The 12,631-nt window shown below is 55.4% G+C and carries 14 protein-coding genes; 4 read left to right on the plus strand and 10 right to left on the minus strand.

The annotated features are described in order from the left end of the window. Positions 1-52: 52 nt before the first annotated feature. Positions 53-520: a universal stress protein gene (locus G9Q38_RS06415; RefSeq protein ID WP_166129048.1), complete on the plus strand. Its 468-nt coding sequence runs from the start codon at positions 53-55 to the stop codon at positions 518-520. Here G9Q38_RS06415 and G9Q38_RS06420 read toward each other — a convergent pair. The 5 genes from G9Q38_RS06420 to G9Q38_RS06440 are packed head-to-tail and all read right to left on the minus strand — an operon-like array spanning position 517 to position 6,580. Further along, the gene (locus G9Q38_RS06420; RefSeq protein ID WP_166129051.1) at positions 517-765 is read right to left on the minus strand and encodes a formate dehydrogenase subunit delta; all 249 of its coding nucleotides are present in this window, start codon (positions 763-765) and stop codon (positions 517-519) included. The two genes, G9Q38_RS06415 and G9Q38_RS06420, sit on opposite strands and share 4 nt — an antisense overlap. Then, a complete protein-coding gene (fdhD, locus tag G9Q38_RS06425; RefSeq protein WP_166129054.1) occupies positions 762-1,622 on the minus strand; it encodes a formate dehydrogenase accessory sulfurtransferase FdhD in 861 nt (286 codons plus the stop codon). Before fdhD ends, G9Q38_RS06420 begins: the two co-directional genes overlap by 4 nt. Before the next feature lie 10 nt (positions 1,623-1,632). Then, entirely contained in the window at positions 1,633-4,500 is a 2,868-nt protein-coding gene (gene fdhF, locus G9Q38_RS06430) for a formate dehydrogenase subunit alpha (RefSeq protein ID WP_166129056.1), read from the minus strand. A gap of 14 nt (positions 4,501-4,514) precedes the next feature. Beyond that, positions 4,515-6,080, minus strand: a complete 1,566-nt coding sequence (locus G9Q38_RS06435; RefSeq protein ID WP_166129059.1) for a formate dehydrogenase beta subunit — start codon at positions 6,078-6,080, stop codon at positions 4,515-4,517. A 2-nt stretch (positions 6,081-6,082) separates the two neighbouring features. Next, entirely contained in the window at positions 6,083-6,580 is a 498-nt protein-coding gene (locus G9Q38_RS06440; protein ID WP_166129061.1) for a formate dehydrogenase subunit gamma, read from the minus strand. Between the two features lie 137 nt (positions 6,581-6,717). On the opposite strand from G9Q38_RS06440, the gene G9Q38_RS06445 reads away from it, so the two are divergent. From G9Q38_RS06445 to mobA, 3 genes are read left to right on the plus strand one after another with little or no spacing between them, the layout of a single operon-like run. Then, on the plus strand, positions 6,718-7,824 hold the full coding sequence (locus G9Q38_RS06445; RefSeq protein WP_166129064.1) for a substrate-binding domain-containing protein: 1,107 nt from the start codon (positions 6,718-6,720) through the stop codon (positions 7,822-7,824). Between the two features lie 26 nt (positions 7,825-7,850). Next, positions 7,851-8,948 carry a GTP 3',8-cyclase MoaA gene (moaA, locus tag G9Q38_RS06450; protein WP_166129067.1) on the plus strand — a complete coding sequence of 366 codons (1,098 nt, stop codon included), beginning with the start codon at positions 7,851-7,853 and terminating at the stop codon, positions 8,946-8,948. Between the two features lie 34 nt (positions 8,949-8,982). Then, entirely contained in the window at positions 8,983-9,588 is a 606-nt protein-coding gene (mobA, locus tag G9Q38_RS06455) for a molybdenum cofactor guanylyltransferase MobA (protein ID WP_166129070.1), read from the plus strand. 9 nt (positions 9,589-9,597) lie between these two features. Here mobA and G9Q38_RS06460 read toward each other — a convergent pair whose 3' ends face one another. Genes G9Q38_RS06460 through moaC form a run of 5 tightly spaced genes read right to left on the minus strand, consistent with a single transcriptional unit; the run spans position 9,598 to position 12,557 of the window. After that, positions 9,598-10,803 carry a molybdopterin molybdotransferase MoeA gene (locus G9Q38_RS06460; RefSeq protein WP_166129073.1) on the minus strand — a complete coding sequence of 402 codons (1,206 nt, stop codon included), beginning with the start codon at positions 10,801-10,803 and terminating at the stop codon, positions 9,598-9,600. A gap of 2 nt (positions 10,804-10,805) precedes the next feature. After that, complete coding sequence (gene moaB / locus G9Q38_RS06465; protein WP_166129075.1) at positions 10,806-11,339, minus strand: molybdenum cofactor biosynthesis protein B; 534 nt, start codon at positions 11,337-11,339, stop codon at positions 10,806-10,808. Between the two features lie 19 nt (positions 11,340-11,358). After that, complete coding sequence (locus G9Q38_RS06470; protein WP_166129078.1) at positions 11,359-11,826, minus strand: molybdenum cofactor biosynthesis protein MoaE; 468 nt, start codon at positions 11,824-11,826, stop codon at positions 11,359-11,361. Position 11,827: 1 nt separating this feature from the next. Next, positions 11,828-12,067: a MoaD/ThiS family protein gene (locus G9Q38_RS06475; RefSeq protein ID WP_166129081.1), complete on the minus strand. Its 240-nt coding sequence runs from the start codon at positions 12,065-12,067 to the stop codon at positions 11,828-11,830. Next, a complete protein-coding gene (moaC, locus tag G9Q38_RS06480; RefSeq protein ID WP_166129085.1) occupies positions 12,060-12,557 on the minus strand; it encodes a cyclic pyranopterin monophosphate synthase MoaC in 498 nt (165 codons plus the stop codon). Before moaC ends, G9Q38_RS06475 begins: the two co-directional genes overlap by 8 nt. Positions 12,558-12,631: the final 74 nt, after the last annotated feature.

A 12,631-nucleotide genomic window follows, 5' to 3' on the forward strand; every position in this document is an offset into this window, starting at 1 on the left:
TTACACGGTATGCGTAGCATTACGTTAACAATAAACCAGAGGCTTAAAAATCATGTTCAAAAAAGTTCTTATTCCTACCGATGGTTCCGTACTGTCCACTCAGTCTGCAAACAAAGGTATTTGTTTTGCCAAAAAGGTCGGTGCTGAAGTGGTGGCCTTGCATGTTACGCAACCCTTTGCAGCAACAGTCGGCTTCGACGGCATGGCTGCGGCTTATGCCATCACCGATGAAGACTACGATAAGACGGCCGCTGAACAAGCCCACAAATATTTAAAATCGGTTACCGATCGCGCTGAAACCGCCGGTGTAAAGGCACAAGCCGTTTCAGCAACCAATTTCAATGTGGCGGATGGCGTTGTCCAGGCTGCCGAAGAGCATGGCTGCGATTTGATTTTTATCGGTAGTCATGGTCGCAGTGGCCTGTCACGGTTGCTGCTGGGTAGTGTCACGGCTAAAGTATTAAGCCTGGCGAAAACGGCGGTATTGGTGTACCGCGTAAAGGAAGAAAAAGACGCTTAAGTTTTGGGCATTAAGCGATCCCGATGTTGATTCAGGGCCTCCAGCGTAATCGGGCTAAGTTCCGATTCGGCCGTACGGCCTTCGGGGTTGCTTACCAGAAACTCAAGTATTTGACGCCGCATACGGGGCTCCCAGAATTTCTCGATATGGTTGGCGACACCTTCAACACCTTCAGCCCGGTCGGGCATGGCGTCGAAAAAGTCTCCGATGCGGTTGGCCAAATGAATGAGTTGATCGATATTCACGACGATATTTCCTTGCTGAGATATTCGGGATGGGCGTAAACGGTGAAAGACTCACCTCGCATGAAGCCCGCTAAAAAAAGATTTAAATTCTGTGCCATACGTGCCGCGTAGGCCGTAGGGGCCGACACGGCGATCAGGGCGTTAATACCGGCTGCCGCCGATTTTTGCACCATTTCAAAACTGGCGCGGCTTGAAATAACGGCAAATCCACATTGCGGATCGAAAGGTTTGCGAATCAGGCTGCCGATGAGTTTGTCCAACGCGTTGTGTCGACCAACGTCTTCTCGTACCGCTTTCAGGGTTCCATCGGCGTCAGCCCAAGCCGCCGCATGAGATGCACCGGTTGTACTGTGCACAGGCTGCGCGTTGCGCAACTGTTGCGCGGCCCGAATAATTGCAAACGTTGCAAGGCGCTCGTGTCGCGCGGCAACGGGTTGAAGCGGGCGAACCACTTCTTCCAGGTTTTCAATGCCGCACAAACCACAACCGGTGCGTCCTGCCATGGCGCGCCGTCTGCGTTTCAGGCTGTCTAAACACGCACTGGCAATGGTCACCGCCACAATAATCCCGTTTTCGGTTTCTTCCAGCTCAATATCATAAACATCGGACGCCGAGCGAATCAGGCCTTCGGTATACGAAAAGCCATAAGCGAAGTCTTCCAGGTCGTTGGGGGTCGCTAGTAATGTGGCATGTGCGATGCCGTTATATTCCAGGGCAATCGGCACTTCGTTGACCAGTTCGTCGGGTTCCGCCAATAGAACATGACTGTCGGGGTGCCGGCGCCAGACAGTCGCGCGAAGGTGTCCGGCTGATAGTTCGGCCGGACACCAGGAAGGGGCAGGTTTCAACGACGCCATAAAGGGCTGATCAGTTTTCTGTTGCGGTGTCCTGAATCCGTTCGTCGAGCAACTTGTGCTGCATGTCGGAAAACGCCGCCCAGTTGGCTTGCCATTCAGAAGGCTGCGTAACGCGTTTCACCTGAACTGCCGTGACCTTGTATTCAGGGCAGTTTGTAGCCCAGTCGGAAGAGTCGGTTGTAACGACGTTTGCACCCGATTCCGGGAAGTGGAACGTGGTGTAGATGACGCCAGGCTGAACACGGTCTGTTACGTCGGCACGTAATACAGTTTCCCCTGCACGGCTTTGAATAGCCACCCAATCGCCCGTATTGACGCCGCGGTCTTCGGCATCCTGCGGGTGAATTTCCAGCACGTCTTCATTGTGCCAAACCACATTCTCGGTGCGACGTGTTTGCGCCCCCACGTTGTACTGCGACAGGATACGACCTGTGGTGAGCAACAGCGGGAACTTGCGCGTGCTGCGCTCGTCGCTGGGAACGTATTTGGTAATCACGAATTTACCCTTACCGCGCACAAATTCATTCACGTGCATGGTTGGGGTGCCCTCGGGGGCTTCATCGTTGCAAGGCCATTGAATACTGCCCAACTCGTCGATTTTCTTGAATGATACGCCTTTGAAGGTGGGTGTCAGGCGGGCGATTTCGTCCATGATCTCGCTGGGGTGTTTGTAGTTCATGGGGTAGCCCAGTGCGTTGGACAACGCGCAAGTGGCTTCCCAGTCGCCCATACCGGCTTTGGGTTCCATGACTTTACGAACACGGGAGATACGACGCTCGGCATTTGTGAACGTACCGTCTTTTTCCAGGAATGAAGAGCCGGGCAGGAACACATGGGCGTACTTGGCGGTTTCGTTCAGGAAGATGTCTTGCACAATGACGCACTCCATGGCGCTCATGGCGGCAATAACATGTTGTGTGTTGGGGTCAGATTGAACAATGTCTTCACCTTGGCAGTACAAGGCTTTGAACGAGCCGTCGAGCGCGGCATCGAACATGTTGGGAATACGCAGACCCGGTTCAGGTTGTAGCGTAACGCCCCAAGCCTGTTCGAACTCATTACGCGTCGTGGTATCGGAAATATGACGATAGCCGGGCAGCTCGTGCGGGAAGGAGCCCATATCGCAGGATCCTTGCACGTTGTTCTGACCCCGTAACGGGTTTACACCGACACCCTCGCGGCCTACGTTGCCTGTGGCCATGGCCAGGTTGGCAATCGCCATGACGGTGGTGGAGCCCTGGCTGTGTTCTGTGACACCTAAACCGTAGTAAATGGCACCATTGCCTTGCGTGGCATACAGGCGTGCGGCGCCGCGCAAGTCGGCAGCGGGTACACCGGTGACTGATTCCATGGCTTCGGGTGAGTTTTCCGGCAAAGAAACAAATTCGCGCCATTCGCGGAATGCTTTTTCTTCGCAGCGCTCGGCAACGAACTGTTCGTCGATCAGGTTCTCTGTGGCAATGACGTGCGCCATCGAGGTCAGTAGGGCGGTGTTGGTTCCGGGGCGCACAGGCAGGTGGTAATCGGCCTTGATATGCGCCGAGCTCACCAGTTCGATTTGGCGCGGGTCAATTACGATAAGCTTGGCACCTTCGCGCAAGCGCTGCTTCATACGTGAGGCAAAAACCGGGTGCGCGGCGCTGGGGTTGGCCCCCATCACGATAATGACGTCGCTGTGCATGACCGAATCGAAGGTTTGTGTCCCGGCCGACTCACCCAGCGTGGTTTTCAGGCCATAGCCGGTGGGAGAGTGGCAAACCCGTGCGCAGGTATCGACATTGTTCGTCCCGAATGCGGCGCGCACCAGCTTTTGAACCAGGTAGGTTTCTTCGTTCGTGCAGCGCGAAGAGGTGATGCCGCCAACCGCATCACGACCGTATTGCCCCTGAATGCGTTTGATTTCACCCGCGGCGTAGTTAATGGCTTCGTCCCAGCTGACTTCTTGCCATGGGTCGGTAATTTTCTTGCGAATCATGGGCTTGAGCACGCGATCTTTGTGCGTGGCGTAACCCCAGGCAAAACGGCCTTTCACGCAAGAATGGCCGCGATTGGCTTTGCCGTCTTTCCAGGGCACCATACGCACGACTTCTTCGCCTTTCATGTCGGCTTTAAAGCCGCAACCCACACCGCAGTAGGCGCAAGTGGTAACAACCGAGTGTTCAGGCTGGCCCATCATGATGACGGTTTTCTCGGTTAGCGTGCTGGTGGGGCAGGCTTGAACACAAGCCCCGCATGAAACGCATTCGCTGCCCAGGAAGTCTTCGTTTTGCCCGGCGGCAATACGCGACTCAAAGCCTTTGCCGTCGATGGTCAGGGCAAACGTACCCTGAATGTCTTCGCATGCGCGCACACAGCGGCTGCATACAATGCATTTCGAGGGATCGTAAGAGAAATAGGGGTTTGACTCGTCGGTGGCATCATTCAGGTGGTTCTGGCCTTCGTAGCCATAGCGTACGTTGCGCAAACCCACCACGCCGGCCATATCCTGCAACTCGCAGTCGCCGTTGGCGGGGCAGGTCAGGCAGTCGAGTGGATGGTCGGAAATGTACAGTTCCATGACATTGCGACGCAGGTCGTGCAACTTCGGGGTTTCGGTACGGATAACCATCCCTTCTTCCACCGGCGTGGTACACGAAGCCGGATAGCCACGGCGGCCTTCAATTTCCACCAGGCACAGGCGACAGGAGCCAAAGGCTTCCAGACTGTCGGTGGCGCATAGCTTGGGAATGTTAATGCCCATTTCGGCGGCTGCCCGCATAACGGAAGTACCGACAGGGACTTGATAGTCATTGCCGTCGATAGTGACATTAACCATTTCGGTGTTGACCCGGGCGGGGGTGCCGAAATCACGTTCTCGTTTGGCGATAGTTTCTAGCATAATGGGCTCCGGAATCAGGCTTGGCTGGCGGCAGGGGCGGCTTCAAGGCCGAAGTCCTGCGGGAAGTGTTCAAGTGCCGACAGCACAGGGTAAGGGGTCATGCCGCCCAGGGCACATAACGACCCGCTTAACATAGTGTCGCATAGGTCGCGCAACAGGTGAACCTGTTGTTCGCGTTGGTGATCCTGACGGATTTTCTGAATGACTTCGGTGCCGCGAACGGCGCCGATACGACAGGGCGTACATTTGCCACAGGATTCGACCGCACAGAACTCCATGGCATACTCGGCCATGTGTGCCATATCGACGGTGTCGTCGAAGGCTACGATGCCGCCGTGGCCCACCATGGCATTCACCTTCATGTACGACTCGTAATCCAGCGGGATGTCCCATTGGGATTCCGGCAGATAGGCACCCAGCGGCCCGCCAACCTGCACGGCACGCAAGGGGCGTCCCGAGGCACTGCCGCCGCCAAAGTCGTACAACAATTCGCGCAAGGTGATGCCGAAGGCCAGCTCGACCAGGCCGCCTTGTTTCAGGTTGCCCGCCAGTTGGAACGGTAGCGTGCCTTTGGAGCGGCCCATGCCGAAATCACGGTAATAGGCGCCGCCTTTGGCCAGAATAATGGGCACTGAAGCCAGTGAAATGACGTTGTTGATGACGGTGGGCTTGCCGAACAAGCCTTTCAGAGCAGGCAGGGGAGGCTTGTAGCGCACCTGGCCCCGCTTGCCTTCCAGGCTGTCAAGCATGGAGGTTTCTTCACCGCAAATATACGCACCGGCGCCAATACGCACTTCCAGGTCGAATGCGTGGCCGCTGCCTTGAATATCGTTGCCCAGCCAACCTGTTTCGCGTGCGATGGCAATGGCCTTGTTCAGGACGTCGGCTGCCTGGGGATACTCCGACCGCAAGTAGATGTAGCCATAGGTTGCGCCTACCGCAACACCGGCGATGGTCATCCCTTCGATTAACGTAAAAGGGTCGCCTTCCATGACCATGCGATCGGAAAACGTGCCGGAATCGCCTTCGTCGGCGTTACAGGCAATGTATTTTTGGTCGGCCTGGGCTTTCAGGACGGTATTCCATTTGATGCCGGTAGGGAAAGCTGCACCGCCCCGGCCACGCAAACCGGATTCGGTGACTTCTTCAACAATTTTTTCCGGTGCCATCGATAGCGCTTTTTTCAGCCCTTCATAGCCTCCGTGCGCCTGGTAGTCTTCCAGGCTTAGCGGGTTAATGATGCCAACGCGCGCGAAGGTTAGGCGCTGCTGCTTTTTCAGGTAAGGAATGTCTTCAGTAAGACCATGATAAAGCGAGTGTTCGGGCTTGCCTTCGTGCCAGCCCGCATCGAACAGACCCGGAACGTCGTCAGCCTCGACCGGACCGTAAGCAACCCGCCCTTCAGGGGTGACAACTTCTACCAGGGTTTCCAGCCACAGCATGCCACGTGAGCCGTTGCGAATAATGTTAACCATTAACTGACGCTTCTTGGCTTCGGCCTGAATGGCGGTCACGACGTCGTTTGCGCCTACAGCCAGGGCGGCTGCATCTTGGGGAACGTAAAAAGTAATGTTGGTCATGATCAGGCCCCCTCACCAAGCAGTTTGTCGAGTTTGGCAGGAGTCACGCGTGCGTGCGGTTGCCCGTTCACCATCACGGCGGGCGATTGCGCACACAGGCCCAGACAGTAAACAGGCTCAAGGGAAACCTGCCCATTTTGGCTGGTTTCGTGAAAATCGCACCCCAGTTTCTGGCGGGCGTGATCAATAAGATTGTTCGCGCCCATGGCCTGACAGGACTCCGCACGGCACATTTCCAGCACGGTAGGTGCCATGGGTTTGGAATGGAAATGCGGGTAAAACGTGATCACCCCGTGAATTTCCGCGCGTGATAGCTGCAGGGCTTCCGACAGCACGGGAACGGCATCGTCGGGGATATAACCCAGCGCGTGCTGGATGTCGTGCAATACGGGAAGCAGGTTGCCTTTTTGGCCGGCGTAGCGGTTGACCGCATTAAGGGCGGCCTGTTTCACAGCGTCTGAAGCGGGTTGTGCCGCAGCAGGGGAAGCTGGGGTGGTCATGGGAAATCCTTGTTAAGCCAGATTCGTGGAGTCTGAAGTACGTCTGAATTGATGACTTATTATGTGTATACGTGCATAATAAAGTCTTGAATAACCATAATCTACTGCGGAAACCACTTGGTTTCAATATGAACTAAATGACATATAAGTTCCAGGCGCGACTACGTTCTGAATGGGTACTGGAAAAGCCGGGCGGCGAGGTGTTCGCGCTGGGCGATATTTTGCGCCTGTTGTCGGCCATTGATACCTTGGGCCACATTGCCGGTGCGTGCCGTGAAAGCGGTTTGTCGTATCGGCATGGATGGGGCTTGTTGCGCCGGGCCGAGAAAGAGTTCGACACCAGTTTACTGGAAACCAGTCGCCGTCAGGGTACCCGTTTAACACCGTTTGCCCAGCATTTGTTATGGGCCAACCGCCGCGTTGATGCGCGTTTGGCGCCTACTTTACAAAGTATGTCGTCGGAATTGCAGGAAGAGCTCGACAGTCTGTATCCGGAAAGCCGGCCTCGCTTGCGTTTGCACGCCAGCCATGGTTTTGCCGTAGAAGGGCTCATTCAGCAGGCGGGGCAGCACGACACGCTGTCTATCGAGTTGCGTTACCGCACGGCTATCGAGGCATTGGCGTCGTTGAATCGTGGTGAATGCGATTTAGCAGGTTTTCAGGTTCCAACAGGTGAGTTTGAACAGCCTATTCTGGAGCACTATAGTCCATGGCTTGATACGGATCGTCATTGTCTGGTGTATCTGGCGCAGCGCGATACCGGTATGTTTGTTCACCCCGATAACCCCAAGGGCATTCATACCATTGCCGATCTGGTTAAGCCCGATGTGCGTTTCGTGAACCGGCAAACCGGATCCAGTACGCGGTTGTTGGTGGGTTTGATGCTGTCCCGGTTAGGTATCGATACGGCGCAAGTGGTGGGTTACGACAGTAGCGAATTCACCCATATGGCGATTGCGGCCCATGTCGCCAGCGGTATGGCCGATGTTGGTATTGGTGTGGAAACGGCGGCCTGGCGTTGTGGGTTGGCGTTTATACCCCTGGCTAAAGAGCGTTATTTCTTCGCAGTGAATCGCGACAGCCTGGAAACACCGCAAATGCAGCAGTTACTGGCCTTGCTGAAGGGCGAGGCATATCGCGATTACGTCGCAGGGCTGGCGGGCTATGAATCGCGTAATATGGGGCAAGTATTGGCACTCGAGGAAGCCTTTCCTTTGGGTGCAACGAAAATGAAGGTGGCGTAGATGCCGCGCAAGTTTGGCAAAAAGCAATGAGCAAAGTTTTTTACATGGCGCCGGAAGGGCGCGCAAGCGATGTGGAGCTGCAAACCGGGCAATGGCAAAAAGGTCAGCCGTTGCAGGATACGCGCAAGCGTCCGCTACGCGATTTACGCATTTCGGTTACCGACCGCTGCAATTTTCGCTGCACGTATTGCATGCCGCGTGAAGTATTCGACGCGAATTATCCGTTCATGCCGCATGCGTCGCTGTTGTCGTTTGAGGAAATTACGCGGCTTGCTTCGGTGGCGGTGAGCCAGGGCGTGCAAAAAATTCGCTTAACCGGCGGCGAACCCCTGTTGCGTAAAGATATTGAAAAACTGGTAGCCATGCTGGCGCAGCTGCGCACGCCGCAGGGTGACCCGGTCGAGCTCACATTAACCACCAATGCCACCTTATTGCGTAAAAAAGCGGCCGCCTTAAAAGAGGCGGGTTTGAATCGGGTGACGGTTAGCCTCGATGCGCTCGATCCGGCATTATTCGAGCAAATGAGCGATAGCCAAGTGGCCGTTGAGACAGTGCTTGACGGCATACAGGCCGCTGCTGAAGTGGGGCTGGCACCGGTTAAGGTCAATATGGTGGTTCGCAAGGGTTTGAACGACAGCCAGATCTTGCCTATGGCGGAATACTTTCGGAATTCCGGCCACGTGCTGCGCTTCATCGAGTATATGGACGTGGGATCCACAAATGGCTGGAACCTGGACGAAGTAGTGACCGGCAAAGAAATTTTGGCCCTTATTGGCGCGCAGTATCCACTTGAGCCGGTAAAGGCGGATTACGTGGGGGAAGTGGCTGAGCGTTGGCGCTATCAAGACGGCAGTGGCGAAATTGGCGTGATCACCAGCGTGTCGCATCCGTTCTGCGGCGATTGCTCGCGCGCTCGCATGTCACCAGAGGGGCGCCTGTATTTATGTTTGTTTGCCGACCAGGGCTACGACTTGCGCGCCGTTTTGCGCGGTGGGGCCTCCAACGAAGAGCTGGCCGCGCACTTGGCCGGAATCTGGCAAGGCCGAACCGACCGCTATTCCGAGCAGCGCGGTAAGGAAACGGTTTCGCGTCGCAAGATTGAAATGAGTTATATCGGCGGATGATTACACGAATAATAAATGATCACGCGGATAATGCATGACTACGCAGCCCATTTCAGCTGATCACGTTACCGGTCTGGTTTTAGCCGGTGGGCAGGGCAGCCGTATGGGGGCGGATAAGGCTGTGTTGGAACTGAGTGGAGAAACACTGGCTGCCCGTGCGCAGCGTTATCTTGCAACGCGTACAGGCCAGGTTTGGTTGAGTGCCAACCAAACACAGCAAGGGCATTTGTTTGCACACGTCTTGGCTGACGACCCGGTATACGGTGGTCATGCTGGGCCTTTGGCAGGTGTGGCCACGGCGCTGGCGGTACTGACAACACCGTGGCTTTTAACATTGCCGGTCGATATTCCCTGGTTGCCAAACGATTTGCACGTTCGCCTTGCCGAGGCAGTGTGGTCAACACCGGCAAAAGTGGCATATGCGCGCACGAAAGATCGAGACCACCCCTTATGCATGTTGGTGCATCAAAGCCTGGCGGCTTCCTTACACCACTATTTGTTGGGTGGCGATCGCAAAGTACTGCTGTGGCTTCATGCGCAACAGGCCGTGCCGGTAACGTTCACCGACGACGAAGCGCTGTTTGCCAATTTGAATACGCCAGAAGATTTGGCCTGGGCGCGATGCCGTCTGGGAGAGTAACTAGAGTAATTACACCAGCCAATCGGTGAATGCGTAGTACCGAACGATATCCTCGTCTTTCACGACGGTATTGGCCGGGATGCGAGCCAGCCCCGAAGCCCATGGCAGCGAGCTGATAATGGCCGAGCCTTGCAACTCGTAGGGAACCAGCGACAACTCTCCGTTGTTATTCGATTTGGTTTGCACACGCAAAAACTCTTCGCGCGTTTCATTGAACTGGCGGTTCGAACGCAAACGACCATACATGATACGCGGACGGGTTTCGGTGCGACCTTGCATGGCGCGGATGAGTGGCGAGACCAGCAAGGCGCAAACCACAAATGCCGATACGGGGTTGCCGGGCAGGCACACAATAGGGGTGCCCTGTGCCTGGGCCAGTGCCACCGGCTTACCGGGTTTCATGGCGACTTTCCACAAATCCAGCTTGCCGCCCAATAATTCAATAGTGGGCTTCACCAAGTCTTTCTCGCCAACCGAAACACCGCCTACGGTCAGGACCAGGTCGCAGTCTTGCAACAGTGTTTTGAATGCCGACTCAATTGATTCATGCGTGTCAGTAGCATGTAACTGGTGTACCACGGCGGCACCCAGCTGTGAAACCAGGGCGGCCAGCATGGCGCCGTTGGAGTTGTAAAGCTGTGCCGGACCAAGTGCTTGACCAGGGCTAACCAGTTCGTCGCCGGTGGTAAGAATGCCCACTTTCAGTCGCGCCCATACTTCAACCTGATTAATGCCCTGGGAGGCCAGTAAACCGATTTGGGCCGGCCCAAGCACTGTGCCGGGTTGCAGTAATTCCTGATCTTTTTCAACATCTTCGCCTTTTTTGCGCACGTGCGCACCGGCAACCGGCGGCGTGTTGATGACGATGGCGTTGTCGGTTTCCGTGGTGTCTTCCTGCATGACAACAGTGTCAGCGCCTTCAGGCATCAAGCTGCCGGTGAACAGACGAATGGTGTGGCCCGGCTTCAATGGTTCGGGCGTTTCACCCGCAAAGCACCGTTGTTGAATGGGCAAGGCGGCGCCCGCTTTATAGTCGACCAGTCGAATGGCGTAACCATCCATGGCACTGTTGTCGGCCGGGGGCAGGTCAACCTGGGCGCTTAAAGCCGTTGCCAGCACGCGACCCTGGGCCTCTTCCAGTGAGCAGGTTTCCTTGCGCGTAGGGGCAGTGGCCGCCTGGGCCAGGTGTTCCTGAGCGGTATCGAAATCAAGCATGGTTAGTCCGTTTTCAGTGTTTTTAAATAATGCGTGGCGAAATTGCACGGGCGATGCGTGCTGTCGAGCTGTTCTTTAATAATGCGCTCCCATGCCGTGCGGCATGCGTTGGTGGAGCCGGGCATGCAGAAAACCAGTGTATTGTTGGCGGCGCCTGCGAAGGCATCCGATTGCAATGTTGAACTACCGATTTCAATAAATGAAAGATGGCGGAATAATTCGCCAAAACCGGCAATGGTCATGTCGAGTAACGGCGTAATGGCAGCGCCGGTGGATTTCTGATGCGAGAAACCTGTGCCGCCGTTGGTCAGGATAATATGGACATCGGGGTCGGCAACCCAGTCGCTGATGACTTTGCGAATGTGATAAACATTGCCGCTGCTGATATCGCGACGCACGCAATGATGGCCCGCTTCGGCAACCGCCTGGGCTAGGTAGTCGCCCGATGTGTCGTTGGCCGCAGTTCGGGTGTCGGAAATAGTGAGTACCGCGCAATTAAGCGCAACCTTTGGCGTGTTGGAAGTGGCTTTCGTCACGTTCTGGGGTCCTTCTTTTTTACGATGCTTGCTTGGTTTCCCATTCCTGGGTTTTCCGGGCGTCAGACTCGCGTTGCTGCACCCAGAATTGCTCGCCGTTTGCCAGTGTTTCACGTTTCCAGAATGGCGCGCGTGTTTTCAGTGCGTCGATAATGAATTCACAGGCGCGAAATGCATCGCCCCGGTGCGCACTGGCCACACCGACAAAAACAATTTGCTCACCGTTATGCATTTCGCCCACGCGATGCACAACAACGGGCTCAGCAGTGTTCCAGCGTGATTGCGCTTGTTGACAAATATCACCGATTTCACGTTCACACATGCCTGGATAATGCTCAAGAAACAGCGTATGTGTTTCTTTTTCGCTGGCGTAGTCACGCACATAACCTGTGAAGGTAACAAGTGCGCCGGCATGTTTGGCTGTGCGCTCGCGCAAACCGGCGGTGAGCTCGGCGCTGTTGAAGTCTTCCGTTTGTACAACAACCATGTCAGCCTCCGGTAACGGGTTCAAATACTGCCACTTCATCACCCGGATTAATAACGGCGCTTGGCTTGACATGAAACTGGTTCACCGCCAGTTTCAGACGGCGCGTGGGCGCCAGTTGCGGGTATTTCTGTTCCAGCGCATTGAGCCACTGTTCGCCGGTAATGGGTTCATTCAGCGGCCAGTTTTCCAGCCGGGTGCCGGTAAGCTCGGCAACCTGGGCGAAGTACAGAACATTAATCACTGTGCCATTCTCCACTTTTACCTCCCGACTTATGTTTCAGCTTGATCTGTTCAATGATAATGCCTTTATCGGCCGCTTTGCACATATCGTAGATGGTGAGTGCGGCGACACTGCAGGCAGTCATGGCTTCCATTTCCACGCCGGTTTTGGCATCGGTGCGACAGGTTGAACGAACAGTAATGCTGTGTTTCTCTTCGTTCAGCTCAAAATCGATCCCGGCAAAGCTCAGCGGCAGGCTATGGCACAGCGGAATTAATTCGGCACATCGTTTGGCGGCCAGAATACCGGCCACGCGCGCGGTGTTCAATACGTCGCCTTTGGCGTTTTCTTTCGCGGTGAGCAAAGCAAAAGCCTGGCTGCTCATGCGCACGATGCCTTGCGCGGTTGCGCTACGCTGGGTGGCTTGTTTGCCGCCGACATCCACCATGCGGATTTGGCCGCTTTCATCCAGGTGGCTTAAGGTAAGACCGGGGTCGTTAGGGGAACTCATAGTCGGAAATATCAACTTAAAAGAACAATGATATACGTAATAAGGCCTTCATTGGGGTTATCCCCAGGGTATAA

The organism is Pusillimonas sp. DMV24BSW_D, assembly GCF_011388195.1.
Lineage (GTDB): Bacteria > Pseudomonadota > Gammaproteobacteria > Burkholderiales > Burkholderiaceae_B > Neopusillimonas > Neopusillimonas aestuarii.

Bases quoted from the DNA above. Each gene is read 5' to 3' on its own strand.
- G9Q38_RS06415 (WP_166129048.1), top strand. From the start codon at position 53: ATGTTCAAAAAAGTTCTTATTCCTACCGATGGTTCCGTACTGTCCACT.
- fdhD (WP_166129054.1), bottom strand. From the start codon at position 1,622: ATGGCGTCGTTGAAACCTGCCCCTTCCTGGTGTCCGGCCGAACTATCA.
- fdhF (WP_166129056.1), bottom strand. From the start codon at position 4,500: ATGCTAGAAACTATCGCCAAACGAGAACGTGATTTCGGCACCCCCGCC.
- G9Q38_RS06435 (WP_166129059.1), bottom strand. From the start codon at position 6,080: ATGACCAACATTACTTTTTACGTTCCCCAAGATGCAGCCGCCCTGGCT.
- G9Q38_RS06440 (WP_166129061.1), bottom strand. From the start codon at position 6,580: ATGACCACCCCAGCTTCCCCTGCTGCGGCACAACCCGCTTCAGACGCT.
- G9Q38_RS06445 (WP_166129064.1), top strand. From the start codon at position 6,718: ATGACATATAAGTTCCAGGCGCGACTACGTTCTGAATGGGTACTGGAA.
- moaA (WP_166129067.1), top strand. From the start codon at position 7,851: ATGAGCAAAGTTTTTTACATGGCGCCGGAAGGGCGCGCAAGCGATGTG.
- mobA (WP_166129070.1), top strand. From the start codon at position 8,983: ATGACTACGCAGCCCATTTCAGCTGATCACGTTACCGGTCTGGTTTTA.
- G9Q38_RS06460 (WP_166129073.1), bottom strand. From the start codon at position 10,803: ATGCTTGATTTCGATACCGCTCAGGAACACCTGGCCCAGGCGGCCACT.
- G9Q38_RS06470 (WP_166129078.1), bottom strand. From the start codon at position 11,826: ATGGTTGTTGTACAAACGGAAGACTTCAACAGCGCCGAGCTCACCGCC.
- moaC (WP_166129085.1), bottom strand. From the start codon at position 12,557: ATGAGTTCCCCTAACGACCCCGGTCTTACCTTAAGCCACCTGGATGAA.